Genomic DNA, 25611 nt, shown 5'->3' with positions numbered 1-25611 from the left:
AACGGCCGGGGGCGCCCCGAAGTGCCCCTGTCGCAAGGCGAATCAGGCGGAACGCCCGTCGCGGGACTTACTGGCCGACCTCGCCGTACGCGGCGAGCAGGACCGCCGGGTCCGGGCCCTCCAGGACCGTGGGCTTGCCCAGTCCGTCGAGGACGATGAACCGCAGCAGATTGCCGCGGGACTTCTTGTCGACCTTCATGGTCTCCAGCAACTTCGGCCACTGGTCGTAGCGGTAGTGCAGCGGCAGGCCGACCGATTCGAGGACGGTGCGGTGGCGGTCGGCCGTCGCGTCGTCCAACCGGCCCGCCAGACGGCCCAGTTCGGCGGCGAAGTGCATGCCTACGGCGACCGCGGCGCCGTGCCGCCACTTGTACCGCTCGTTCTTCTCGATGGCGTGGGCGAGTGTGTGGCCGTAGTTGAGGATCTCCCTGAGGCCCGACTCCTTGAGGTCGGAGGAGACGACCTCGGCCTTGACCCGGATCGAGCGCTCGATGAGCTCGGCGGTGTGCGGGCCCGCCGGGGTGCGCGCGGCCTGCGGGTCGGACTCGATGAGCTCCAGGATCACCGGGTCGGCGATGAAGCCCGCCTTGATGATCTCGGCGAGTCCGGAGACGTAGTCGTTGACGGGCAGGGAGTCCAGCGCGGCCAGGTCGCACAGGACGCCGGCGGGCGGGTGGAAGGCGCCGACGAGGTTCTTGCCCTCGGCGGTGTTGATGCCGGTCTTGCCGCCGACGGCCGCGTCGACCATGGCGAGCACGGTGGTCGGGATGGCGATCCAGCGCACCCCGCGCAGCCAGGTCGCGGCCACGAACCCAGCCAGGTCGGTGGTGGCGCCGCCGCCGACGCCGACCACGACGTCGGTGCGGGTGAAGCCGGACTGTCCGAGCGCCTTCCAGCAGTAGGCGGCGACCTCGGCGGTCTTGGCCTCCTCCGCGTTCGGGACCTGGATGGCGACGGCCTCGAACCCCTGCCCGGCGAGGTCGGCGCGCAGCGCGTCACCGGTGTCGGCGAGCGCCTCGGGATGGATGATCGCGACCCGCTGCGCCTTCTCCCCGATCAACGCGCCGAGCTCACCCAGGAGTTGACGTCCCACCAGGACCTCGTACGGCTCGCTGCCCGCGGTGCCGCCGACCTGGATGCGCGTCACTGCCTCGCTCATACTTCCTTCAACTCCAGTGCGTCCAGCGCGATTCGGGTGACTTCTTCGGGTGTACGGCCGTCCGTGGCGACCACCGTCGTGGCGATCGACTCGTACAGGTGGCGGCGCGCCTCCATCAGCTCGCGCCACTGCTTGCGCGGGTTGACCGCGAGCAGCGGACGCGCGGCGTTCAGGCCGGTGCGCTTGACCGCCTCCTCGACGTCCATCGAGAGGTACACCACCTGCTGCCCGGCCAGCAGCGCGCGCGTGTCCGCGTCCAGGATCGAGCCGCCGCCGAGGGCGAGGACCCCGTCGTGCTCGGCGAGCGCCCGCCGCACAGCGGCCTTCTCGATGGCCCGGAAGGCCGGCTCGCCCTCGTCGACGAAGATCTCCGCGATCGTGCGGCCCTGCTCGGCGACGATGTCGTCGTCGGTGTCCCGGTAGCCGGCGCCGAGCCGCTCGGCCAGCAGCTGCCCGACGGTGGACTTGCCCACGCCCATCGGACCGACCAGGACCACCTGGGGACCGGTCATCGGATGGCCAGGTTCTCGAGGTACGACCGCACGTTGCGGCGGGTCTCGGGCACGCTGTCGCCGCCGAACTTCTCCGCCACCGCGTCCGCCAGGACCAGGGCGACCATGGCCTCGGCAACGATACCGGCGGCCGGGACCGCGGACACGTCGGAGCGCTGGTGGTGGGCCTGCGCGGCCTCGCCGGTGGTCACGTCGACGGTCTGCAGGGCGCGCGGCACGGTCGCGATCGGCTTCATCGCGGCCCGCACCCGCAGCAGCTCACCCGTGCTCAGTCCGCCCTCGGTCCCGCCCGAGCGGCCGGAGACGCGCCGGATGCCCTCGGGCGAGTTCACGATCTCGTCGTGCGCCTTCGAGCCCGGCACCCGCGCCAACTCGAAGCCGTCGCCGAGCTCGACACCCTTGATCGCCTGGATGCCCATCAGCGCACCCGCCAGGCGGGCGTCCAGCTTGCGGTCCCAGTGCACGTGCGAGCCGAGGCCCACGGGAACGCCGTACGCCAGGATCTCGACCACTCCGCCGAGGGTGTCGCCGTCCTTGTGGGCCTGGTCGATCTCCGCGACCATCGCCTTCGACGCGTCCGCGTCCAGGCAGCGCACCGGGTCCGCGTCGAGCTTCTCCACGTCGGCCGGGGTGGGGTACACGCCCTGCGGGGCCTTGGCCGAGGCCAGCTCCACGACATGGCTGACGATCTCGATGCCGGCCGTCTCCTTCAGGTACGACCGGGCCACCGCGCCCAGCGCCACCCGGGCCGCCGTCTCCCGGGCGGAGGCCCGCTCCAGGATCGGCCGGGCCTCGTCGAAGCCGTACTTCTGCATGCCCGCGAGGTCGGCGTGACCGGGCCGCGGCCGGGTCAGTGGCGCGTTGCGCGCGAGGCCCGCCAGGATCTCCGGGTCGATGGGATCGGCCGACATGACCTGCTCCCACTTGGGCCACTCGGTGTTGCCCACCATGATCGCGACCGGGGAACCGAGGCTGAGGCCGTGCCGGACACCGCCGAGGAAGGTGACCTCGTCACGCTCGAACTTCATCCGGGCACCGCGGCCATAGCCCAGCCGACGCCTCGCCAGGTGGTCCGCCACCATCTCCGTGGTGATGGGCACGCCGGCGGGAAGGCCCTCCAGCGTCGCGACGAGTGCGGGACCGTGGGACTCCCCCGCGGTCAGCCAGCGCAACCTGCTCAACGGTGCTCCTCAGTGCTCGCGCCCTGGTACTGCCCTGCTTACGCGCGTCCTCGCGTACGGCAACGGCGCGACCAGGTGCGCGGCCCCGGCCCGCCACCTCCGATCCTCCCACGTTCGGCGCCGGGAGCCGGTCACCGGTCCAGCAGACGGACGTGGACACGCGTACAGCCCTCAGTCCGGCCACCGGCTTTCCCGGGCCCGCGCTTCGCCGAAGGGGCTCAGCGGGCCGCCAACGCGTGCTCGCCCGCCTTGCGCATGGCCTCCACCGGCGCGGGCCTGAGACCCGTCATCTGCTCGACCTGGAGCACCGCCTGGTGCACCAGCAGGTCGAGGCCGCTGACCACGGCCCCGCCGATCATGGACCAGCGGGCCGCCAGCGCGGTCGGCCACGGGTCGTAGAGCACGTCGAAGAGGGCCGCGGGGCGCTCCGGTACGGCGTGGGCGAGAGCGTCCGTCGCCCCGGCCGGGGTGGTCGCGATCACCAGAGGAGCGTCCAGGGCCTCGGCCGCGTCCGCCCAGTCCGCCGTGCGCACCTCGATGTCGAGACGCTCGCCCCACTGCCGCATCTCGGCGGCCCGGGCCTCGCTGCGCACATAGGCGACGACCTCGCCGGTGCAGATCCGGGCGAGCGCGGCGAGCGCGGAGGAGGCGGTGGCGCCGGCGCCGAGGATCGCCGCCGAGTCGACCTGTTCGATGCCCCGCTCCCTGAGGGCGGCGACCATCCCCGGGATGTCGGTGTTGTCGCCGAGGCGGCGGCCGCCCTCGGTGAACACGACGGTGTTGACCGCCTCCACCGAGGCGGCCGTGTCGCTGATCTCGTCGAGCAGCGGAATGACCGCCCGCTTGAGCGGCATGGTCACCGACAGCCCGGCCCACTCCGGCCCGAGTTGCCCGACGAACCCGGGCAGTGCGGCCTCGTCGAGCTCGAACCGGTCGTACGACCAGCCCGTGAGCCCCAGCTCCTCGTAGGCGGCCCGGTGCAGGACCGGCGAGAGGGAGTGGGCGATGGGCTTTCCGAGGACGGCGGCCCGGCGGGCGTCAACTGCCCGTGCTTGCATCGAACTTGTCCTTGAGCCTCAGGAATTCAGCGTGGGTCTTGGCGAATTCGGTGGTCTTCAAGCCGTCGGTCGCGACGAAGTAGTACCAACCGTCGTCGGTCGGATTCAGCGCGGCCTTCAGCGCGACGTCGCCCGGATTGTCGATCGGGCCGGGCGGCAGACCCTTGTTCGTGTACGTGTTGTACGGGTCCTTGTTGCTCTTGATCTCCGACTCGGAGATGCGGATGTCGCTCTCGTTCTTCAGGTAATTGAAGGTCGAGTCGAACTGGAGCAGGCCGTAGGTCTCGGGGTTGGCGAGGTTGAGCCGGTTGTAGACCACCTCCGCCATCTTGCGGTAGTCGTCCTCGGTTTTCCCCTCGGCCTGGACGAGGCTGGCGACCGTGATGACCTGCAGCGGGCTGTCCAGCTTGAGCGCCTTGGCCTTCGCCTCCAGGTCGTACTTGCCGTAGGTCTCGGCGGCCTGGGTGACCATTTCCTTCAGCACCGTCTCGGGCTTCATGCCCTTCGCCGCGGGATAGGTACCCGGATAGAGGAAGCCCTCCAGCGGGTCCTTGATGTCCTCGTTGTCGTTCGCCCAGCTCGGCAGCCCGAGGCTCTTGTATTTCTTTTCGGCGATCTTCTTCGTGGTGCCGGAAGCAAGATCGAGTTTCTCGTCGATCCTCTTGTAGACGATGATGTTCCGCAGTCCCGGAGCGACCAGCACGTTGTTCTGGCTCTTCCGGTCGAGCATCATCACGACGGCGCTTTCGGCGGACATCTCCTTCTTCAGCAGATAGGCGCCGGCCTGGATCGCCTTGCCCTTGGGGTTCTGCTCCTGGGCGGACACGAAGGCGTCGACGCTCTTCACGACACCCGCGTCCTTCAGCAGCCGGCCGATCGCGTACCCGCCCGCACCCTTGGGGACCTGGACGGTGACCATCTCGCTCGTCCCGTCCCCGGCATAGTCCGGGGCAGCGCCGAAACGATTTTGGTAGAACTGGTACCCGAAGTAGCCGACGCCCGCGGTGCCGCCGCCGAACACCAGCAGGACCACCAGACAGGCGCATCCGCTCTTGCGCTTCTTGCCGCTCTTGCCGCCCTTGTCGCCGCGCCCGCGCCGGTCGCCGCGGCCGCCTTTCGGGTCGTCGGAGTCGTCCTCGCTGTCGTCGTCGCCCGCGAAGAAGGCGTGCTCTCCCTGGTCCGGGCCCGGATCCCAGTCGATCTGCGGCTCAGGCTCGGCCCGTCGACGGCTCGGCGGCTCCGGAGGCGGGTACGCGTCCGGGCTGCCGTAGTAGTCCTGCTGCCCGGCGCCGTACGCGGCCGCCTGCTGTCCGTACGGGTCCGAAGGATCGGCCTGGTACGGCACCTGCGCCTGCGTGCCGGTCGCCCAGCCATTGCCGTTCTGGTCGTACGACTGCTGCTGGCCGTGGTACCCCTGCTGGTCGTACTGCTGATGCTGCTGCTGGTCGTACTGCTGTTGGTTGTACTGCTGCTGGTTGTACTGCTGGTGCTGGTCGTACTGGCCGTCGTGCTGCGGGTACTGCTGCTGCGCCTGACCATAGGCGGCCTGCTGGCCGTCGCCCCAGCCACCGTTGTCGTACTGCGGCTGCTGCTGCGGATAGTGCTGCGGCTGGCCGCCGTAAGGGGACTGCTGATCCGCGTGGGCCTGCTGCCCCTCCCATCCGCCGTCCCCGTACGGGTCCTCGGGATGCCACGGTTCGGAGCCTTCGCCCCGGCCATACTCAGTCATCGATCCCCTAGAGCCGCGAGGCGGCGGTCTCCTTCTCTCACCATCCGGCTACCGTTTCGCCTCTTTCTGTGCGGTGACTGTTCGAATGTCGCCGCATCGCGCGGAACGTTACCGTACCGCGATCAGATGACCACTTCGACGCCCTCGCCGGGTGCTTTACCTGACACCCGTTCGGATTCCAGCGCCTGCTGGAGGATGATCACGGCTGCTGCCTGGTCGATGACCGATCTGCCCTTTTTGGATTTCACTCCGGATGCGCGCAGTCCCTGACTGGCCGTCACGGTGGTCATCCGCTCGTCGACGAGCCGGACCGGGACGGGCGCGATCCCCCGGGCGAGCTCCTGGACGAAGCCGCGGACCTTGACCGCGGCCGGGCCCTCGCCCCCCTTGAGGGAGCGAGGGAGGCCGACGACGACTTCGATCGGTTCGTACTCCTCGACCAGCTGCTTCAGCCGGCGATGAGCTGCCGGGACGTCCCGGCCCGGGACCGTCTCCACCGGAGTGGCGAGGATCCCGTCGGGGTCGCACGAGGCGACCCCGATGCGGGCGTCCCCGACGTCGATCGCGAGTCTGCGGCCCGTCCGCATTACTTGGCCGTCTCCCCGACCATGCGCTCCACGGCGTCCACGGCCTCACCGATCGCGGCCGCGTTCTGGCCACCGCCCTGGGCGACGTCCGGCTTGCCGCCACCGCCGCCGCCGAGGGTCTTGGCGGCGGTCCGGACCAGGTCACCGGCCTTGAGCCCGCGCTCACGGGCGGCCTCGTTGGTGGCGATGACCGTGAGCGGCTTGCCGTTGTTGACCGTGAAGAGCGCGACCAGGGCGGCCCGGCCGCCCTGGATGCGCCCGCGCACGTCGAGAACCAGCTTGCGCAGGTCGTCGGGGGTCGTGCCGTCCGGGACCTGACCGGTGACGACCGCGATCCCGCGGACGTCCTTGGCGGACTCGGCAAGACCGGCGGCGGCCTGCAGGACCTTCTCCGCGCGGAACTTCTCGATCTCCTTCTCGGCGTCCTTCAGCTTGCCGAGCATGGCGGAGACCTTCTCCGGGAGCTCCTCCGGACGGCCCTTGATCAGCTCCTGGAGCTGGGCGACGACGGTGTGCTCGCGGGCGAGGAAGTTGTACGCGTCGACACCGACGAGCGCCTCGATACGGCGGACCCCGGAGCCGATGGACGACTCGCCGAGCAGCTTCACCAGGCCCAGCTGGGCGGTGTTGTGCACGTGGGTGCCGCCGCACAGCTCCTTGGAGAAGTCCCCGATGGTCACGACACGGACCCGCTCGCCGTACTTCTCGCCGAACTCGGCGATGGCGCCCTGCTTCTTGGCCTCGTCGATGCCCATGACGTCGGCGCGGACGTCGAGCTCGCGGGCGAGCACCTCGTTGATCTTCTGCTCGACGTCGGTCATCACGGCCGTCGGAACGGCGGACGGGGAACCGAAGTCGAAGCGGAAGCGGCCGGGCTGGTTCTCGGAACCGGCCTGGGCGGCCGTCGGGCCGAGCGCGTCACGCAGGGCCTGGTGGGTGAGGTGGGTGGCCGAGTGGGCGCGGGCGATGGCCGTACGGCGGCGGTTGTCGATCGAGGCGTGGGCCTTGGCCCCGACGGTCACCTCACCGAACTGCACGACGCCCTTGTGGACGTAGACGCCCGGAACCGGCTTCTGGCAGTCGCGGATCTCGATGACCGCGCCGGAGTCGACCTTGATCCTGCCGGTGTCGCCGATCTGGCCGCCGCCCTCGGCGTAGAACGGGGTGCGGTCCAGGACGATCTCGACCTCGTCGCCCTCGGTGGCGGCCGGGGAGGAGGCACCGTCGACGAGGATGCCGACGATCGTGGACTCGCTCTCGGTGTCCGAGTAGCCGAGGAACTCGGTCTCGCCGGCCTGGTCGGCGATCGCACGGTAGGCGCCCGCGCCGGCGTGACCGGTCTTCTTGCCCTGCGCGTCGGCCTTGGCGCGCTCCCGCTGCTCCTTCATCAGGCGGCGGAAGCCGTCCTCGTCCACGGAGAGGCCCTGCTCGGCGGCCATCTCCAGCGTGAGGTCGATCGGGAAGCCCCAGGTGTCGTGGAGCAGGAACGCCTTGTCGCCGGCGAGGACCGTGCCGCCGGACTGCTTGGTCTCGGTGACGGCGGTGTCGAGGATGTTGGTGCCGGCCTTCAGCGTCTTGAGGAAGGCGTTCTCCTCGGCGACGGCGACCTTCTCGATGCGCTCGCGGTCGGTGACGAGCTCCGGGTACTGCTGGCCCATCATGGCGATCACGGTGTCGATCAGGTCGAGCACGACCGGGCCGGTGGCACCGAGCAGGCGCATGTTGCGGATGGCGCGGCGCATGATGCGGCGCAGCACGTAACCGCGGCCCTCGTTGCCGGGGGTGACACCGTCGCCGATGAGCATCACGGACGTGCGCATGTGGTCGGTGACCACGCGCAGGGAGACGTCCGAGTCGTGGGCGTCGCCGTAGGCCACGCCGGTCAGCTCGGTGGCCTTCTTGATGACGGCCATCGAGGTGTCGATCTCGTACATGTTCTGCACGCCCTGCAGAATCATCGCGAGGCGCTCGAGTCCGAGGCCGGTGTCGATGTTCTTGCTGGGGAGCTCGCCGAGGATCTCGAAGTTGTCCTTGCCGATGCCCTCGCCGCGCTCGTACTGCATGAAGACGAGGTTCCAGATCTCCACATACCGCTCGTCGTTGACGGCGGGGCCGCCCTCGACGCCGAACTCGGGGCCGCGGTCGTAGTTGATCTCGGAGCAGGGGCCGCAGGGTCCGGGGACGCCCATGGACCAGTAGTTGTCCTTCATGCCGAGGCGCTGGATGCGCTCCTTCGGCACCCCGACGACCTCGTGCCAGATGCGCTCGGCCTCGTCGTCCTCCAGGTACACGGTGATCCAGAGCTTCTCCGGCTCCAGGCCGTAACCACCCTTGTCCTGGGGGCTGGTGAGCAGCTCCCAGGCGTACTTGATGGCGCCTTCCTTGAAGTAGTCACCGAAGGAGAAGTTGCCGCACATCTGGAAGAACGTGCCGTGCCGGGTGGTCTTGCCGACCTCTTCGATGTCGGGCGTGCGCACGCACTTCTGCACGCTGGTGGCGCGCGCCCACGGGGGCTTGACCTCACCGAGGAAGTACGGCTTGAAGGGCACCATGCCGGCGGGAACCAGGAGCAGAGTCGGGTCGTCCGCGATGAGCGACGCCGAAGGGACGACGGTGTGCCCGCGCTCCTCGTAGAAGCTCAGCCAGCGGCGGCGAATCTCGGCCGACTCCATCAGTGGTCCTCATTCCGGTTGTACGAATGCGTGGTGTACGTCGTGTTCTCGATGGCGGCGACGCGCCTGGGTGCGGGGAGTTCGGGACCGTCGTGGATACCGAGGGCATCCGTCAGCTCGGCCTCCCGCTGGGCCATGTTGTCCCGGACGTCGAGCGCGAAGCCGACCGCGCGGTCCTTGAGACGGGCACCCGTCTCGACCGCCTTGTTGGCCGCGGTCACGGCGAGGTTCTCGGGGGTCAACTGCTTCAGCTTGCGATTCACCTTGGTGGTGGCCCAGACACCGGCGGCCACGCCCGTGGAGAACCAGAAAGTACGGCGGAACATCTTTTGAGCCTCAGTCCTTCTTCCCGCGGCCCCGGGAAACCGCCCGGCCCACGATGACGGTACGCCGGGGCGTCTTGGCGGGTACGTCGTCATCCTTGCGACCGCTGATCGCGCGGCGCACGCCGTAGCCGAAGGCCGCGACCTTGACCAGGGGGCCGCCGAAGGTGGAGGCGACGGTGGTGGACAGCGCGGAGGCGTTCGACGTGACCTCCTGGACGTCCGAGGCGATCGCGTCGACCCGCTCGATCTGAGTCTGCGCGGAACGCACCGCGGTGGAAGCCTCTGCCAGCAGCGGGACGGCCTGGTCGGTCACGTCCGCCACGAGCTTGGTGGTCGCCTTGAGCGTCTGGGCCAGCCTCGCCAGCGCGACGGCGAGGAAGGAGACCAGGATCGCCCAGAAGACGGCCACCAGGATCCCGGCAACCTCTCCACCGGACACTGTGTGCACCCGCTCCCTGAAACGTGCTGTCTATGAAAAAAGTCTCCGCCGAGCCTATCGCGCCGGGGACGGCGCTCCGCACCGGATTACCCCTCGCCCGCACGAGGGCCGCCCCTCAGCGGTTCTACGCAGTGAACACGCTTGAGTGCGCTCCGTGTTCAACACGCAGTCATCAGCGCGGGCCGGCGGCCTCGCTGTGGCCATCGGTCGGCCTGCCGCTGTTCGGTTCGGCCTACTACAAAGCCCCGCACGAGCGGTGCGAGGCGACGGCCCGAGTACTGCAGGCGCCGCGGGGTCCCGTGCGGCACGCACCAGTGACCCTCGGTATGCAGCAACCCGCCGCCTCGCCCACCCGGAAGGGCGGGGAGACGGCGGGTTGAAGTGGTGCGTGTCCTACGGCCTGCCGGTGATCAGCGGGCGTAGTACTCGACGACGAGCTGCTCGTCGCAGATCACCGGGATCTCCTTGCGGTTCGGCTCGCGGTCCAGGCGGAACGCCAGGGCCTTGAGGTTCACCTGGAGGTAGCGCGGGGTCTCGCCCTCGGGGGCGAAGCCGCCCTCACGGGCGATCGAGAAGAGGGTCTTCTCGCGGCTGCGCTCGCGAACCATCACGACGTCGTCGGGACGGACGCGGAAGGACGGCTTGTCGACCTTCTGACCGTTGACCTCGATGTGGCCGTGGACGACCATCTGGCGGGCCTGGTAGATCGTGCGGGCGATGCCCGAACGCAGGACCAGCGCGTCGAGACGGCGCTCGAGCTCGATGACCAGGGCCTCACCGGTCTTGCCCTGAGTCTTGGCGGCACGCTCGTAGGCGCGGACGAGCTGACGCTCGGACACGTCGTACTGCGCACGCAGACGCTGCTTCTCGAGCAGACGGACCTTGTAGTCCGAGTTCTGCTTGCGGCCACGGCCGTGCTCACCCGGCGGGTAGGGACGGGCCTCGAAGTACTTGACGGCCTTCGGGGTCAGCGCGATGCCGAGGGCACGCGACTTCTTGACCTTGGGGCGGGACTGGTTCGCCACAATCTCTCATCTCTTGGTGTTCGGCTCGTCAGAGTTATGGGAGGTCGCATCCGCAGCCGGGGAAACCCGCCGGGTCCTCGAGGAACCTGGTGGGCAGCCGCTCCCCTGGTCTGGGCACATATGTGCAGCACGCGAGTGGCCCACCTACCGCGAGCGGTGGTGGGCTGCCCGCGACACCATTCGAACGGTGCGCGACGCTCCTGGAACCCCACTGGAGGGTTCCGGCTGACCGTCCCGTTCTGACTGCACGGGACACAGCGCTTCGAGGATTCTACAGGGTGCTCAGGACCGCTTGCGACCGAGGTGCCTGCGGGTCCACTCCACGGCGTCCGCGTACCTGGCCTCGGCGCCGTGCCGGGTGGGTTCGTAGTACTCGCGGTCCTTGATGGCGTCCGGGGCGTACTGCTGCTCGGCGATCCCCTCGGGCAGGTCGTGCGGATAGACGTAGCCCTGCGCGTGCCCGAGTTTGGCGGCGCCCTTGTAGTGCCCGTCGCGCAGATGCGGCGGCACCGGCCCGGCCAGCCCCTTGCGTACGTCCTCCATGGCCGCGCCGATCGCCGTCGTCGCGGCGTTGGACTTCGGGGCCAGCGCGAGGGCGATGGTGGCGTGGCTCAAGGTCAGCGCGGCCTCCGGGAAGCCGATCATCGCGACGGCCTGGGCGGCGGCGACCGCTATGGGCAGGGCGTTCGGGTCGGCGAGGCCGATGTCCTCGCTGGCGGAGATCATCAGCCGGCGGGCGATGAAGCGGGGGTCCTCACCGGCCTCGATCATGCGGGCCAGGTAGTGCAGGGCCGCGTCGACGTCGGAGCCCCTGATGGACTTGATGAGGGCGCTGGCCACGTCGTAGTGCTGGTCGCCGTCGCGGTCGTACTTCACGGCCGCGCGGTCGACCGTCTCCTCCAGCGTGGTGAGGGTGATCTCCGGCTCGCCCTTGTCCAGGGCGGCCCCGGCGGCGGCCTCCAGGGCGGTCAGCGCACGGCGGGCGTCGCCGCCCGCGATCCGCAGGAGGTGGTCCTCGGTGTCCTCGGGAAGGGCGACGGCGTCCTTCAGGCCCCGCTCGTCGCTCAGCGCCCGCTTCAGCAGTCCTCTGACGTCGTCGTCGGTGAGGGGTTCAAGGGTCAGCAGCAGGGACCGGGACAGCAGCGGGGAGATGATCGAGAAGTACGGGTTCTCGGTGGTCGCCGCGATCAGGGTCACCCAGCGGTTCTCGACCGCGGGGAGCAGGGAGTCCTGCTGGGCCTTGCTGAAGCGGTGGATCTCGTCGAGGAAGAGGACGGTCTCCTTGCCGAAGCCGCCGGTGGCGCGGCGGGCGCCGTCGATGACCGCGCGGACCTCCTTGACGCCGGCGGTGATCGCGGAGAGCTCCACGAAGCGCTTGTTGGTGGCCTTGGAGACGACGTACGCCAGGGTTGTCTTGCCGGTGCCGGGCGGGCCCCAGAGGATCACCGAGGACGGCCCGGCGGGACCGCCACTGCCCTCGCCGACCAGTCGGCGCAGCGGCGAACCCGGCTTGAGCAGGTGTTGCTGGCCCACCACCTCGTCGAGGGTGCGAGGGCGCATCCGGACCGCCAAGGGGCTGCCGGCCGGGTCCTTCTCCTGGCGTTCTTCTGCCGCGGCGGTGAACAGATCGGGCTCCACGTTCAAAACCCTATGTCACGCCACTGACAACGCCGTCGGCCGTCGGTCAGGCCCAGAGCTTGTCGCCCCAGCGGGTCAGGATCAGCATGGCGATGATGCCGCAGTGGGTGACCGGCAGGACCCAGGTGAACTCGGAGAGGAAGCGCTTGAGCCAGCCCGGGGACGGCAGCAGATCGTTGCGGATGTTGAACGAGGTCACGTACCAGAACATCGTGATCGTCGCGACCCAGGCCAGCGAGCACCACAGGCACAGCGCGTTGATGCGGTACAGCGACTGGAACTGCAGCCAGGTGCAGAAGGCCACGCCGAAGAGCGTGCCGAAGTTGAAGGTGAGCCAGTACCAGCGCGGGAAGCCGGCGCGGGTGAGCAGGCTGATGCCGACGCAGATGACGATGCCGTAGCAGACGAGGCCGAGCATCGGGTTGGGGAACCCGAAGGCGGCGGCCTGCTTGCTCTCCATCACGCTGCCGCAGGAGACGATCGGGTTGAGGGAGCAGCTCGGCGTGAACGTCTTGCCGCTGACCTTGCCCTCGAGGATCTTGAACTTGTCGATCGTGATGACCCACGCCGCGAGCAGTCCGGCGGCGCCGGTGATCACCAGCAGCAGCGCGAAGGCACGGCTGCCGCCCACCGTCCGGGGCGCGGCGTCGGCGCTCACCGACGAGGGCTCAGGCTCCGTGGAGACGTCTTTCACTGTGGTCTTGCTCATCACGCCGATCCGTCTGCTTGAGAGTTGGACCTTCTTCGGGCAGGGGCCATTGTGCCGCACCCGGAGGCTTGTCCACCGTTCGGTGGACATAAGGAAGTACGCACGGTCGTCCCTGAACGTTCGGTTCCGGCCGATGCTCACAGGCATGACCACACACGCGAACGAACTCGCCGTGGACGTTCGGGGACTGCGCAAGCAGTACGGCGACGTGACCGCGGTCGACGGGATCGATCTCGGCATCCGCAGGGGCGAGGTGTTCGGCCTGCTCGGGCCCAATGGCGCGGGCAAGAGCACCACGGTGGAGATCCTCCAGGGCAACCGGGACCGGGACGCGGGGGAGGTGTCCGTGCTCGGCGCGGACCCGGCGCACGGCACGCGCGCGTGGCGTTCAAAAGTCGGAATCGTCTGGCAGGACGAATCCGCGCCCGCCGAGTTGACGGTCGCGGAAACCGTCCGGCATTTCGCCCGCTACTACCCACGGCCGCGGGATCCGGAGGAGGTCATCGGTCTGGTGGGTCTGGAGGCCAAGGCGGGCAGCCGGATCAAGGGCCTGTCGGGTGGGCAGCGGCGGCGGCTCGACGTGGCGCTCGGCGTGATCGGCGGCCCTGAACTGCTGCTCCTGGACGAGCCGACGACCGGTTTCGACCCGGCGGCCCGGCGTCAGTTCTGGGACCTGATCCGCAAACTGTCCGACGAGGGCACGACGATCCTGCTCACCACGCACTACCTGGAGGAGGCCGAGGCGCTCGCCGACCGGCTGGCCGTGATCTCCCGGGGCAAGGTGGTCGCCGAGGACGAACCCGCCGCCCTGCGGGAGCGGTACGGCACCGGCGCCACCGTCGAGTGGACCGAGCCGGACGGCGCCCCGCGCACGGAGCACACCGACACCCCGACCAGGACGGTCGCCGCGCTGATGCACCGCTTCGACGGCGAGATCCCGGGTCTCCGGGTCAGCCGCCCCACGTTGGAGGACGTCTACCTCCGGCTCACCGGACAGGAGGACGCGCGATGACCACGACCGCCGTACGGTCCCGGACCGATGCTCGTGACGGAAGGCTGCCCGGAGTCTGGGGGCTCGGACTGCGGCGGGGAGCGCTGGAGATCAAGCAGTTCTTCCGCCAGCGCGACCAGGTGGTGTTCACCTTCGCCTTCCCGGTGGTCTTCCTGTTCCTGTTCGCGTCGATCTTCAGCGACGACGTGGAGGGGGCGGGCATCAAGGCCTCGCAGCTGTACGTGCCGGCGATGATGGCCGCCGGCATCATGTCGACGAGCTTCCAGTCGCTCGGCATCTCGATCGCCGTCGAACGGGACGAGAAGGTGCTGCGCAGGCTGCGCGGGACCCCGATGCCGCCGGCGGCGTACTTCCTCGGCAAGATCTGGCTGGTTCTGGTCACCGGCATCCTGGAGACGGCGATCCTGCTGCTCGTCGGAACGACGCTGTACGACGTCGATCTGCCGTCGGATGCCGGCAAATGGTTCGCGTTCGCCTGGATCTTCGTGCTCGGTCTCACGGGGTGCGCGCTGCTCGGCATCGCGGTCAGTTCCGTGCCCAAGTCGAGCAAGAGCGCGAGCTCCGTGGTCGTCCTGCCCTTCCTGGTCCTCCAGTTCATCTCCGGGGTGTACATAGCGATCGACACGATCCCCGACTGGATGCTGAACATCGGCGCGCTGTTCCCCCTGAAGTGGATGTGCCAGGGCCTGCGCGGGGTGTTCCTGCCGGACTCGGCACAGGTCCTGGAGCAGGCCGGCGGCTGGGAGTTCGGGCGCACCGCCCTGGTACTGGGGGCGTGGTGCGTCGGAGGATTGCTGCTGTGTCTGCTGACCTTCCGGTGGAAGAACCGGCGCGACGGATGAGCGGTCCGGCGGATGCCGGGGGCGCGTACTCGTGGGACCGTTCCTTCCGGCTCTGGGACACCTACTTCGCGCTGATCTGGCTGGCCACCGTGGTGTTCGTGCTGGGTACGGGACACCCAGGGTGGCGGGTCCGCGTCACGGCGGCGGCGCTGCTGGTCCCGCTGGTCCCGCTCTTCCTCCGGGTCGGGCGCCCCCTGCTCCGGCAGGATCCGCCCGACGCGCGCAAGGCCCTCGCCTACCTCGGCGCGATGATGGCGCTGTTCCTTCCCTCGGCGATCCTGGTCGGCGAGACCCGGCTGATGACCTTCGCTCTCGTCCCCCAGTGCTTCATGACGCTGCGGATGCGCTGGGCTCCGACCGCCGTGGCGGTGATCAATCTCGCCCCCGTGGCGGGCTGGGCGCTGCTGTGGCGGCCGAGCGAGCAGGACGTCTTCTTCAACGGCCTGTTCGCCGTCGTCACCCTGGTCTTCTCGGTGGCCGTCGGCAGCTATGTCATCCGGATCATCGAGCAGAGCCAGGAACGGGCGGCTCTGATCGCCGAGCTGGACTCGAGCCGGCACGAGGTCTCGCGGCTGTCCGCGGCGCACGGGGCACTGACCGAGCGGCAGCGGATGGCCCGGGAGATCCACGACACCCTCGCACAGGGCTTCACCAGCCTGCTGATGCTGATCCAGGCCGTCGAGGCCGAGCTCGACCACGACATGCCGCAGGCCCGCCGTCATCTGGCACTGATGGACGAGACGGCCCGGCAGAACCTCGCCGAGGCGCGGGCCCTGGTCGCCGACGGCACCCCCGCCGACCTGGCCGGCGCGACGCTGCCGGACGCCCTGTTCCGGCTGACGGCCCGGCACTCCGCGAAGCTCGCCGTGACCGGCCAGGTCCGTCCGCTGCCCGCGGGCGCCGAGGTCGTCGCCCTGCGCTCCTGCCAGGAGGCACTCACGAACTGCCGTAAACACGCGGGGAGTTCGGCAACCGTGACCATCGACCTCGACTACGCCGACGAGAGCCTCACCCTGTCCGTACGGGACGACGGCCACGGCTTCGATCCTGGGGCAGCCCGTGACGGCTACGGTCTGGCGGGGCTACGGGCCCGCGCCACCGAGGTCGGCGGGACGGTGCGGGTGCACAGCGCGCCCGGCGGCGGCACCACGGTCACCGTTCGCCTGCCCGTACCGCCCCCGAGGAGCTGTTCATGATCCGGATCATCCTGGCCGACGACCACCCGGTCGTACGGGAGGGCCTGCGGGCGATGCTGAGCGCGGAACCGGACCTGGAGGTGATCGCGGACGCGTCCAGCGGGCCGCAGGCCGAGGCGCTGGCGGCGGAACTCCGGCCCGATATCGTGCTGATGGACCTGCGGATGCCGGGCGGCTCGGGCGTGGAGTCGATCGTACGGATGACGGAGGCGGGGCTGCCCTGCCGGGTGATCGTCCTGACGACGTACGAGACGGACCGGGACATCCTGCGGGCCGTGGAGGCGGGGGCCGCCGGTTATCTGCTCAAGGACCTGCCCCGGGGCGAACTGGCGGAGTCCGTACGGGCCGCAGCCCGAGGCGAGACGGTCCTGGCGCCGACCGTCGCGGCCCGCCTGGTCGACCAGCTGCGCACCAGGCCGGAACGGCCCCGGCTCTCGGAGCGCGAGACGGCGGTGCTGCGTTTGGTGGCGGAGGGCTGCACGAACGCGGAGATCGGGCGCAGGCTGTTCATCGGCGAGTCGACCGTGAAGACCCATCTCCTGCGCGCCTTCGGCAAGTTGGGAGTGGACGACCGCACGGCCGCGGTCACCAGCGCCCTGCGGTACGGGCTGCTCGATCAGTGACGCCCGGCGCGTCGTCAGCGCGGGGAGACAAGAAGGGCGCCGGCCTCCTGACCGGCGCCCTTCTCCCTTGGACCCGCTAACCGAGCCTGGATTCCAGCTCGGCCACGATCTCGTTGACCCCGATCGCCGACTGCTCCCCGGACTCCATGTCCTTGAGCTGTACGACGCCCTCGGCGAGGTCGCGCTCGCCGGCGACGATCGTGTAGCGGGCGCCGCTGCGGTTGGCGTTCTTCATGGCGCCCTTGAGGCCCTTGGCGCCGTAGGAGAAGTCCGCCGCGATGCCCACCTTGCGGAGCTCGGTGACCTTGGCGAACAGGATCCGGCGGGCCTCCTCCCCCAGCGGGACCGCGAACACGCTGGTCGTCGAGGGGAGTTCGAGCTCGATGCCCTCCGCCTCCAGGGCGAGGACCGTGCGGTCGACGCCCAGCGCCCAGCCCACGGACGGAAGGGCCGGGCCGCCGATCATCTCCGACAGACCGTCGTAGCGGCCACCGCCGCCCACCGCGGACTGGGACCCCAGACCGTCGTGGACGAACTCGAAGGTCGTACGGGTGTAGTAGTCGAGGCCGCGCACCAGCTTCGGGTCGTCCTCGAAGGCCACGCCCGCCGCGGTGATCAGCTCGCGGACCTCCTCGTGGTACGCCTTGCAGGCGTCGCAAAGGTAGTCGCGCAGCAGCGGGGCGTCCCCGAGCTGCTTCTGGACCGACTCCCGCTTGTCGTCGAGGACCCGCAGGGGGTTGATCTCGGCGCGACGGAGCGTGTCCTCGTCGAGGTCCAGGCCGCGCAGGAAGTCCTGGAGCGCGGCCCGGTACACCGGACGGCACTCCTTGTCGCCCAGGCTGTTGAGCAGGATGCGGAAGGTGCGCAGCCCCAGCGAGCGGTACGCCTGATCGGCCAGGATGATCAGTTCGGCGTCGAGCGCCGGGTCCTCCGCACCGATCGCCTCGGCGCCCACCTGCGAGAAGTGCCGGTAACGGCCCTTCTGCGGACGCTCGTAGCGGTAGTACGAGCCGGAGTACCAGAGCTTGACGGGGAGGTTGCCGAGCTTGTGCAGGTTGGCCTCCAGCGCCGCGCGCAGGACGGAGGCCGTGCCCTCGGGGCGCAGGGCCAGCTTGGTGCCGCCCTTGGTCTCGAAGGCGTACATCTCCTTGGTCACGATGTCGGTGGACTCACCGACCCCGCGCGCGAACAGCTCGACGCTCTCGAAACCGGGCGTCTCGATGTAGCCGTAACCGGAGGACCGCAGCGGCGCGGCGATCGCCTCGCGGACGGCCAGGTACTTGGCGCTGTCCGGCGGAATCAGGTCGTACGTGCCCTTGGGGGCCTGAAAGGTGCTCACGGAAGTCTCTCGTCACATTCCTCGTCGGGGAGGGGTGTTCGAACCCGCTCCCTGGCCGGCGGCCACGTCCCGCAGATACGGGTTGGTGGCGCGCTCCTGGCCGATGGTCGTCTGGGGGCCGTGGCCGGACAGCACCACGGTCGAGTCGTCGAGCGGCAGGCACACGCGGGCCAGCGAGTCGAGCATCTCGGCCATGTCACCGCCGGGCAGGTCGGTGCGTCCGATGGAGCCGGCGAACAGCAGATCCCCCGAGAAGAAGACCGAGGGAATCTCGGCCGTCTCGGGCATCCGGAAGGTCACCGACCCCTTGGTATGGCCCGGCGCGTGCGCGACGGACAGCTCGAGGCCGGCGAGCTCCAGCTTCGCGCCGTCGGTCAGCTCCTTGACGTCGTCCGGCTCCCCCACGGTGATCTCGCCCATGAGCGGCATCCCGACGGAACGCCCCAGACCCATCGACGGGTCCTTCATCATGTAGCGGTCCTCGGGGTGGATCCACGCGGGTACTCCGTGCGCGCCGCACACGGGGACGACCGAGGCCACGTGGTCGATGTGGCCGTGGGTGAGGACGACGGCGACGGGCTTGAGCCGATGCTTCTTCAGCGTCTCCTCGACTCCCTCGGCGGCCTGGTGGCCCGGGTCGATGATCACGCACTCCTCACCGGCGGCGGGGGCGACGAGATAACAGTTCGTCCCCCAGGCCCCGGCGGGGAACCCGGCAATGAGCACGATCGTCCTCGGTTTGTCTAGGTACGGGCGGTCTTCCGGGCGGCTGCCCCAGTGGTCAGAGCCTACCGGCGCTGCCGATTCCTCAGCGAACCCATATACGGTACGGGGCACACGCAGGCGGTCGGTTCATAGGACGCATGCGTACCGGTCGGCGTACGAGACGCATGAGGAGAGAACCCCGTGGTCACCCAGGAACAGCGGAAGCGGCAGCTCGCGCGGGAGAAGTTCTTGCGGCAGCAGCAGCGGCGCACGGCCGCGCGCCGCAAGGCCCGTGTACGCAACTCTGTGATCGCGTCGGTGCTCGGCGTGATACTGGTGGGCAGCCTGGCGCTCTACACGTCCGGGGTCATGAAGGACGACGACAAGGCCAGTGCGAGCGCGGAGACCACTCCCAGCGCGGCGCCGTCCAGCAAGGCGCCGGACCCGTGCGACAAGGCGGCCCCCGGCAAGGTCGAGACGCAGACCTGGAAGAAGGAGCCGGCGATGTCCATCGACAAGTCGGCGAAGTACACGATGAAGCTGGCCACGACCTGCGGTGAGATCGACATCGCGCTGAAGACGTCGGCGGCCCCGCACACCGTGAACTCGTTCGACTTCCTGGCGAACAAGGGCTTCTTCGACCACACCAAGTGCCACCGGCTCACCACCAACGGCATCTACGTCCTGCAGTGCGGCGACCCGACGGGCTCCGGCAGCGGCGGACCGGGCTACACCATCCCGGACGAGAACCTGAAGGACAAGAGCCTCAAGAGCAACGTCTACCCGGCGGGCACCGTCGCGATGGCGAACACCGGGCAGGCGCACACCGGCGGGAGCCAGTTCTTCCTCGTCTACCAGGACAGCCAGCTCCCTCCGAGCTACACCCCGTTCGGCACCATCTCGGAATCCGGTATGAAGGTGCTGAAGAAGATCGCCGCGGCCGGTGAGAGCACCGGCGCGGGCGACGGCGCGCCGAACGCGACCGTCGTGATCAACAAGGCGACGGTCAGCAAATCCTGACCGCCAAGTGCGAAATTTCGGTCGCGCGGGATGCGGACAGGCAACCCGCCGGTCGCCTATGTTGGCCGTGACGAAACTGTGGACGATGCCCGGGGGCGCTGGAGCCTCTCGGCATCATGTGGAGGAGGCGCTGTGAGCAGCGACCCGTGGGGCCGCGTCGACGAGACGGGGACCGTGTACGTGCGTACGGCCGACGGCGAGCAGGTCGTCGGTTCCTGGCAGGCCGGCTCCCCCGAGGAAGCCCTGGCCTACTTCGAGCGCAAGTACGAGGGCCTGGTTGTCGAGATCGGCCTCCTCGAGAAGCGAGTGAAGACCACCGACCTGTCGGCGAAGGACGCTCAGGCGGCCATCGACCACATCCGCGAGCAGGTCGACGCGCATCACGCGGTCGGCGACCTGGCCGCGCTCAAGGTGCGGCTGGACAAGCTCGTGGAGACCGTCGACAAGCGCCGCGAGGAGCGCAAGCAGCAGCGCGCCAAGCAGTCCGACGAGGCCCGGCACGCCAAGGAGGCGCTGGTCGTCGAGGCGGAGGAGCTGGCCCAGTCCGACCAGTGGCGGGCCGCCGGTGAGCGGCTGCGCGCACTGGTGGACACCTGGAAGGGTCTGCCGCGCCTGGACCGCAAGTCGGACGACGAGCTGTGGCACCGCTTCTCGCACGCCCGCTCGGCGTTCTCCAAGCGCCGCAAGGCCCACTTCGCGTCGCTGGACGCGCAGCGCGAGGACGCCCGCAGGACCAAGGAACGCCTGGTCGGCGAGGCCGAGGCGCTGTCCGGCTCGACGGACTGGGGCCCGACGGCCGCGCGCTACCGCGAGCTGATGGCCGAGTGGAAGGCGGCCGGCCGCGCCCAGCGCGAGCACGAGGACGACCTGTGGAACCGCTTCCGCGGCGCCCAGGACGTGTTCTTCGCCGCCCGCAGCTCGGTCTTCGCCGAGCGGGACGCCGAGCAGACCGAGAACCTCAAGCTGAAGGAGGAGCTGGCCGAGGAGGCCGAGAAGCTCCTGCCGATCGGCGACCTGAAGAGCGCCCGCGCCGCCTTCCGCACGATCAACGAGCGCTGGGAGGCCATCGGTCACGTCCCGCGGGACGCCCGGCCGAAGGTCGAGGGCCGGATGCACACCGTCGAGCGCGCCCTCCAGGAGGCCGAGGAGACCGAGTGGCGCCGGACCAACCCGGAGGCACGCGCGCGTGCCGCGGGTCTGACCGGCCAGCTCCAGGCCGCCGTGGACAAGCTCAGGGGCCAGATCGACCAGGCACGCGCCCAGGGCAACAACGCCAGGGCCGACAAGCTGGAGCGTGAGCTGGAGGGCCGCCAGGCGCTCCTGGACCAGGCGCTCAAGGGTCTCCAGGAGTTCGGCGGCTGAAGCCGTATGTGAAAGGGCCCCGCACCGTGGGTGCGGGGCCCTTTCACGTGTCTTCTACGACCGGTTCCGCGCCGAGGTCACGCGGTAGACGTCGTACACACCCTCGACTCCCCTGACCGCCTTCAGGACGTGACCGAGGTGCTTCGGGTCGCCCATCTCGAAGGTGAAGCGGGAGGTGGCGACGCGGTCGCGGGAGGTCTGGACGGCCGCGGAGAGGATGTTGACGTGCTGGTCGGACAGCACGCGGGTGACGTCCGAGAGGAGCCGGGAGCGGTCCAGGGCCTCGACCTGGATGGCGACCAGGAAGACCGAGGACTGCGTGGGCGCCCACTCGACCTCGAGGATGCGCTCGGGCTCGCGGGACAGTGACTCCACGTTGACGCAGTCGCTGCGGTGAACCGATACGCCACTACCGCGGGTGACGAAGCCGATGATCGGATCGCCCGGGACGGGTGTGCAACAGCGGGCCAGTTTGACCCACACGTCGTCGACGCCCTTGACGACGACGCCCGGGTCGGCGTTGGAACGCCGTTTGCGCCGGCCGCGGCTCGGCGGGACCGCCTCGTCGATCTCCTCGGTGGCCGCCTCCTCGCCGCCGAGCGCGGAGACGAGTTTCTGCACGATGTTCTGCGCGGAGACATGCCCCTCGCCGATCGCCGCGTACAGCGCGGAGATGTCGGAGTACCGCATCTCGTGGGCGAGCGTGACGAGCGAGTCGCCCGTGAGGATGCGCTGGATCGGCAGGTTCTGTTTGCGCATCGCCCGGACGATGGCGTCCTTGCCCTGCTCGATCGCCTCGTCGCGGCGCTCCTTGGAGAACCAGGCGCGGATCTTGTTGCGCGCCCGCGGCGACTTCACGAAGTTCAGCCAGTCCCGGGACGGCCCGGCCCCGGGTGCCTTGGACGTGAAGACCTCGACGAGGTCGCCGTTGTCCAGGGTCGATTCCAGCGGTACGAGACGGCCGTTGACCCGGGCCCCTATGGTGCGGTGGCCCACCTCGGTGTGCACCGCGTAGGAGAAGTCCACCGGTGTGGCACCGGCCGGCAGCGCTATGACGTCGCCCTTGGGGGTGAAGACGAAGACCTCGTTGCGGGAGAGGTCGAAGCGCAGGGACTCCAGGAACTCGCCGGGGTCCTCGGTCTCCTTCTGCCAGTCGAGGAGCTGGCGCAGCCACGCCATGTCGTTGAGGTGGTCGTCCTTGCCGGTGGTCCGCGGCTGGTCCGAGCGCACCTTGGAGGTACCGGCGACGGCCTCCTGCTTGTACTTCCAGTGCGCGGCGATGCCGTACTCGGCGCGGCGGTGCATGTCGAACGTACGGATCTGGAGTTCGACCGGCTTGCCGTTCGGCCCGATGACCGTCGTGTGCAGCGACTGGTACATGTTGAACTTGGGCATCGCGATGTAGTCCTTGAACCGGCCGGGGACCGGGTTCCATCGCGCGTGCACGGTGCCGAGGGCGGCGTAGCAGTCGCGGACGGTGTCGACGAGGACTCGGATGCCGACCAGGTCGTAGATCTCCGCGAAGTCGCGGCCGCGGACGATCATCTTCTGGTAGACGCTGTAGTAGTGCTTCGGTCGCCCGGTGACGGTGGCCTTGATCCGGGCCGCCCGCAGGTCGGACTGCACCTCGTCGGTCACTATGGCCAGGTACTCGTCGCGCTTGGGCGCCCGCTCGGCCACCAGTCGTACGATCTCGTCGTACATCTTGGGGTAGAGGATCGCGAAGGCGAGGTCCTCCAGCTCCCACTTGATGGTGTTCATGCCGAGGCGGTGGGCGAGCGGAGCGTAGATCTCCAGCGTCTCGCGCGCCTTCTTCTCCTGCTTCTCACGCTTCAGGTACCGCATGGTGCGCATGTTGTGCAGGCGGTCGGCGAGCTTGATGACCAGGACACGGGGGTCCTTGGCCATCGCCACGACCATCTTGCGCACGGTCTCCGCCTGCGCGGCCTCGCCGAACTTGACCTTGTCCAGCTTGGTGACGCCGTCGACGAGCAGGGCCACGGAGTCGCCGAAGTCGCGACGGAGCTGGTCGAGGCCGTACTCGGTGTCCTCGACGGTGTCGTGCAGCAGACCCGCCATGAGGGTGGCCGGGTCCATGCCGAGCTCGGCGAGGATCGTGGTCACCGCGAGGGGGTGGGTGATGTAGGGGTCGCCGCTCTTACGCTTCTGGCCTCGGTGCCAGCGCTCGGCGACCTGGTAGGCCTTCTCGATCTGGCGCAGCGTCGCCGTCTCGATCTTCGGGTCGTTGCTGCGCACTATCCGCAGCAGCGGCTCCAGGACCGGGTTGTACGGGTTGGAGCGCTGGACGCCGAGGCGGGCGAGACGGGCACGGACGCGGTTGGAGGAGCCGGTACGGGCGGGCTGGCCCGCGTTCGGACGGGCCGCGGGGGTCGCCGACGAGGAGTGCTCGGGAGTGGCGGGCTTGGGCCGAGGCGGTTCGGCCGGCTTGTCGACGGGGGCCGACGGGGCGTGCTCGACCGGCCCGCGGGCGTCGTTCGTCGCGCTCTTCGCGTCCGGCGCGGGCTTGGCCGCGGGCGCCGAGGCGGGCTCGGGCTTGGCGGCGGTGAGTGGCTGGGCCTCGTCTGGCAAGAGGACTCCTCGTGCGCGATCCGGGTCCCCGGTCAGGCTCCGGAGACCCCATGGTAGCGATCCTGCGCCCCGGGATCGCCTTCAGCCCGATGTGAGAGACGTCTATGAGTGCAACAAGAGGGGCTCTCGCGTGATTCCTGAGGTTTCCCTGGTACCGCGGCGGGCAGTGCCCGGTTCACCTGCGAACGGCCGTCCCCGAAGAGGGACGGCCGTTCGTGCGGGGCTTGCTGGGGGTCAGACCTTGAGGAGTGACTCCAGCGGGGCTCCGGCCAGAGCCGGCTCCAGGCGGGCCCGGCCGCCCAGGAAACCCAGCTCCATCAGGACCGCGAGGCCGGCGACCTCGGCGCCCGCTCGGCGGATCAGCTCGATCGAGGCCTCGGCGGTGCCGCCGGTGGCCAGGACGTCGTCGACGATCAGGATGCGGTCGTCGGCGGACAGGTCCTCCGCGTGCACCTCGATCTCCGCCGAGCCGTACTCCAGGTCGTACGCCTGGCTGAGGGTCGCTCCGGGGAGCTTGCCCGCCTTCCGCACGGGGATGAAGCCGAGACCCGCGCGGATCGCGACCGGGGCGCCGAGGATGAAGCCCCGGGCCTCCAGGCCGACCACCTTCGTGGCGCCGGTGCTCGCCGCGACGGCCGCCAGCGCGTCGGTGAGCGCCGAGAACGCCGCCGGGTCCGCCAGGAGCGGGGTGATGTCCTTGAACATCACCCCCGGCTCCGGATGGTCGGCCACATCACGGATACGGCTGAGCAGCAACGAGGTGATGTCGGTGAGCTCGGTCATCGGCGCTTCCCCGAGGGACGGCCACGGCCCCGGCCCCGGGACGCGGGCTGGGTGCGCGGACCGACGACCGCGTGGGCGGCGTCGTCGTCCGGCTCGTCGGAGACGGGACGCGCGTCGGCCATCTCCTCCTCGACGGACGCCTGGGCACGCTTGGCCAGGACCCGCTTCCTGAGGGCCTTCATCGCCGGCTCGCGCTCCTTGAGGTCGGCGACGAGCGGCGTGGCGATGAAGATCGAGGAGTACGCACCGGCGGCGAGACCGACGAACAGCGACAGCGAGATGTCGTTGAGCGTGCCCGCGCCGAGGAAGCCGCCACCGATGAACAGCAGGCCCGCCACCGGCAGCAGCGCGACCACCGTGGTGTTGATCGAGCGGACCAGGGTGCCGTTGATCGAGCGGTTGGCGATGTCGCTGTAGGTCCAGCGGTTCTGTTTGGTGATGTCCTTCGTCTGCTCCTTGAGGGAGTCGAAGACGACCACCGTGTCGTAGAGCGAGTAACCGAGGATGGTCAGCAGACCGATCACCGTACCCGGCGTGACCTCGAAGCCGACGAGGGCGTAGATGCCGACGGTGATGGTGATGTCGTGGATCAGGGCGACGAGCGCCGCGATGGCCATACGCCACTCGAAGGCGATCGCCAGATAGATCACGACGAGGACCATGAAGATCGCCAGACCCTGCCAGGCCTTGTTGGCGATCTGGTCGCCCCAGCTGGGTCCGACCAGGTCGGCGGCGATGCTCTCCGGGTCGACCTTGAAGTCCTTGGCCAGGTCCGTCTTGATCTGGTCGGACTGCTTGGTGTCCATGCCGGCGATCTGGATGCGCAGCGTGCCGTTGCCGAGCTTCTGCACGACGGCGTCGTGGCCGGAGGCTTCCTTCGCGTAGTCCTCGGCCTGGGAGACCGAGATGCTGGTCTTCTCGGTGGTGAAGACCGCGCCGCCCTGGAAGTCGATGCCCATGTTGAGGCCGCGTACCGCGAGGCCCAGGATCGCCGTGATGGTGATCAGGATCGAGATGCCGTACCAGAGCTTGCGGTGACCGATGAAGTCGTAGCTGATCTCGCCACGGTGCAGTCGGGCGCCGAGGTTGCCGAGTTTCGACATGC

Annotated in this window: 23 protein-coding genes and 1 pseudogene; 7 read left to right on the top strand and 17 right to left on the bottom strand. The window is 69.5% G+C overall.

Annotated features, from left to right (window positions below; translation table 11 throughout):
- Positions 1-67 precede the first annotated feature (67 nt).
- The 9 genes from aroB to AQJ46_RS26405 form a co-directional block, all read right to left on the bottom strand.
- On the bottom strand, positions 68-1159 hold the full coding sequence (gene aroB, locus AQJ46_RS26445) for a 3-dehydroquinate synthase (RefSeq protein ID WP_059207965.1): 1092 nt from the start codon (positions 1157-1159) through the stop codon (positions 68-70).
- The gene (locus tag AQJ46_RS26440; protein WP_059207964.1) at positions 1156-1671 is read right to left on the bottom strand and encodes a shikimate kinase; all 516 of its coding nucleotides are present in this window, start codon (positions 1669-1671) and stop codon (positions 1156-1158) included. The genes aroB and AQJ46_RS26440 overlap by 4 nt, the downstream gene beginning before the upstream one ends.
- On the bottom strand, positions 1668-2852 hold the full coding sequence (gene aroC / locus AQJ46_RS26435; protein WP_059207963.1) for a chorismate synthase: 1185 nt from the start codon (positions 2850-2852) through the stop codon (positions 1668-1670). The genes AQJ46_RS26440 and aroC overlap by 4 nt, the downstream gene beginning before the upstream one ends.
- A gap of 218 nt (positions 2853-3070) precedes the next feature.
- Complete coding sequence (locus AQJ46_RS26430; RefSeq protein ID WP_059207962.1) at positions 3071-3910, bottom strand: shikimate dehydrogenase; 840 nt, start codon at positions 3908-3910, stop codon at positions 3071-3073.
- Positions 3891-5639, bottom strand: coding sequence for an endolytic transglycosylase MltG (gene mltG / locus AQJ46_RS26425; protein ID WP_059207961.1), 1749 nt, complete (start codon positions 5637-5639; stop codon positions 3891-3893). The genes AQJ46_RS26430 and mltG overlap by 20 nt, the downstream gene beginning before the upstream one ends.
- Positions 5640-5761: 122 nt before the next feature.
- A complete protein-coding gene (gene ruvX, locus AQJ46_RS26420) occupies positions 5762-6226 on the bottom strand; it encodes a Holliday junction resolvase RuvX (RefSeq protein WP_057614165.1) in 465 nt (154 codons plus the stop codon).
- Positions 6226-8898, bottom strand: a complete 2673-nt coding sequence (gene alaS, locus AQJ46_RS26415) for an alanine--tRNA ligase (RefSeq protein ID WP_059207960.1) — start codon at positions 8896-8898, stop codon at positions 6226-6228. Before alaS ends, ruvX begins: the two co-directional genes overlap by 1 nt.
- The gene (locus AQJ46_RS26410) at positions 8898-9224 is read right to left on the bottom strand and encodes a hypothetical protein (protein ID WP_059207959.1); all 327 of its coding nucleotides are present in this window, start codon (positions 9222-9224) and stop codon (positions 8898-8900) included. The genes alaS and AQJ46_RS26410 overlap by 1 nt, the downstream gene beginning before the upstream one ends.
- 10 nt (positions 9225-9234) lie before the next feature.
- Positions 9235-9672, bottom strand: a complete 438-nt coding sequence (locus AQJ46_RS26405) for a DUF948 domain-containing protein (RefSeq protein WP_199873945.1) — start codon at positions 9670-9672, stop codon at positions 9235-9237.
- Between the two features lie 167 nt (positions 9673-9839).
- Here AQJ46_RS26405 and AQJ46_RS57315 point away from each other — a divergent pair.
- Positions 9840-10043 (top strand): annotated as a pseudogene (locus tag AQJ46_RS57315) (hypothetical protein); the annotation flags it as partial.
- Between the two features lie 30 nt (positions 10044-10073).
- Here AQJ46_RS57315 and rpsD read toward each other — a convergent pair.
- The 3 genes from rpsD to AQJ46_RS26390 all read right to left on the bottom strand — a co-directional run bounded on the left by rpsD (position 10074) and on the right by AQJ46_RS26390 (position 13035).
- On the bottom strand, positions 10074-10688 hold the full coding sequence (gene rpsD, locus AQJ46_RS26400; protein ID WP_059207958.1) for a 30S ribosomal protein S4: 615 nt from the start codon (positions 10686-10688) through the stop codon (positions 10074-10076).
- 282 nt (positions 10689-10970) lie between these two features.
- Entirely contained in the window at positions 10971-12326 is a 1356-nt protein-coding gene (locus AQJ46_RS26395) for a replication-associated recombination protein A (protein WP_057614536.1), read from the bottom strand.
- Positions 12327-12372: 46 nt separating this feature from the next.
- The gene (locus tag AQJ46_RS26390; RefSeq protein ID WP_057614169.1) at positions 12373-13035 is read right to left on the bottom strand and encodes a vitamin K epoxide reductase family protein; all 663 of its coding nucleotides are present in this window, start codon (positions 13033-13035) and stop codon (positions 12373-12375) included.
- A 145-nt stretch (positions 13036-13180) separates the two neighbouring features.
- Between AQJ46_RS26390 and AQJ46_RS26385 the strand changes: the two genes are divergently transcribed.
- Genes AQJ46_RS26385 through AQJ46_RS26370 form a run of 4 tightly spaced genes read left to right on the top strand, consistent with a single transcriptional unit; the run spans position 13181 to position 16708 of the window.
- Positions 13181-14047, top strand: coding sequence for an ABC transporter ATP-binding protein (locus tag AQJ46_RS26385; protein WP_059208048.1), 867 nt, complete (start codon positions 13181-13183; stop codon positions 14045-14047).
- Complete coding sequence (locus AQJ46_RS26380; protein ID WP_059207957.1) at positions 14044-14889, top strand: ABC transporter permease; 846 nt, start codon at positions 14044-14046, stop codon at positions 14887-14889. Before AQJ46_RS26385 ends, AQJ46_RS26380 begins: the two co-directional genes overlap by 4 nt.
- Positions 14886-16085 (top strand): sensor histidine kinase, encoded by a 1200-nt coding sequence (locus AQJ46_RS26375; RefSeq protein WP_059207956.1) that lies wholly within the window; start codon positions 14886-14888, stop codon positions 16083-16085. Before AQJ46_RS26380 ends, AQJ46_RS26375 begins: the two co-directional genes overlap by 4 nt.
- Positions 16082-16708 carry a response regulator gene (locus AQJ46_RS26370; RefSeq protein ID WP_059207955.1) on the top strand — a complete coding sequence of 209 codons (627 nt, stop codon included), beginning with the start codon at positions 16082-16084 and terminating at the stop codon, positions 16706-16708. Before AQJ46_RS26375 ends, AQJ46_RS26370 begins: the two co-directional genes overlap by 4 nt.
- A gap of 76 nt (positions 16709-16784) precedes the next feature.
- Here the strand turns inward: AQJ46_RS26370 and hisS are convergent, their stop codons facing one another.
- Both hisS and AQJ46_RS26360 read right to left on the bottom strand, forming a co-directional pair.
- Positions 16785-18047: a histidine--tRNA ligase gene (gene hisS, locus AQJ46_RS26365; protein ID WP_057614538.1), complete on the bottom strand. Its 1263-nt coding sequence runs from the start codon at positions 18045-18047 to the stop codon at positions 16785-16787.
- A 12-nt stretch (positions 18048-18059) separates the two neighbouring features.
- The gene (locus AQJ46_RS26360; RefSeq protein WP_059207954.1) at positions 18060-18773 is read right to left on the bottom strand and encodes an MBL fold metallo-hydrolase; all 714 of its coding nucleotides are present in this window, start codon (positions 18771-18773) and stop codon (positions 18060-18062) included.
- A 180-nt stretch (positions 18774-18953) separates the two neighbouring features.
- Here AQJ46_RS26360 and AQJ46_RS26355 point away from each other — a divergent pair, with 180 nt between their 5' ends.
- Positions 18954-19772 (top strand): peptidylprolyl isomerase, encoded by an 819-nt coding sequence (locus tag AQJ46_RS26355; RefSeq protein ID WP_059207953.1) that lies wholly within the window; start codon positions 18954-18956, stop codon positions 19770-19772.
- Positions 19773-19904: 132 nt separating this feature from the next.
- The gene (locus tag AQJ46_RS26350; protein ID WP_059207952.1) at positions 19905-21134 is read left to right on the top strand and encodes a DUF349 domain-containing protein; all 1230 of its coding nucleotides are present in this window, start codon (positions 19905-19907) and stop codon (positions 21132-21134) included.
- Positions 21135-21188: 54 nt separating this feature from the next.
- Here the strand turns inward: AQJ46_RS26350 and AQJ46_RS26345 are convergent, their stop codons facing one another.
- The 3 genes from AQJ46_RS26345 to secF form a co-directional block, all read right to left on the bottom strand.
- The gene (locus tag AQJ46_RS26345) at positions 21189-23723 is read right to left on the bottom strand and encodes a RelA/SpoT family protein (RefSeq protein ID WP_059207951.1); all 2535 of its coding nucleotides are present in this window, start codon (positions 23721-23723) and stop codon (positions 21189-21191) included.
- Positions 23724-23957: 234 nt separating this feature from the next.
- A complete protein-coding gene (locus AQJ46_RS26340) occupies positions 23958-24506 on the bottom strand; it encodes an adenine phosphoribosyltransferase (protein WP_059207950.1) in 549 nt (182 codons plus the stop codon).
- Positions 24503-25609 carry a protein translocase subunit SecF gene (secF, locus tag AQJ46_RS26335; protein ID WP_059207949.1) on the bottom strand — a complete coding sequence of 369 codons (1107 nt, stop codon included), beginning with the start codon at positions 25607-25609 and terminating at the stop codon, positions 24503-24505. The genes AQJ46_RS26340 and secF overlap by 4 nt, the downstream gene beginning before the upstream one ends.
- Positions 25610-25611: the final 2 nt, after the last annotated feature.

The organism is Streptomyces canus (assembly GCF_001514145.1).
Taxonomy (GTDB): Bacteria; Actinomycetota; Actinomycetes; order Streptomycetales; family Streptomycetaceae; genus Streptomyces; species Streptomyces canus.
The sequence above is the reverse complement of the archived record's forward strand: the minus strand, read 5'-3'. Positions and strand labels throughout refer to the sequence as shown.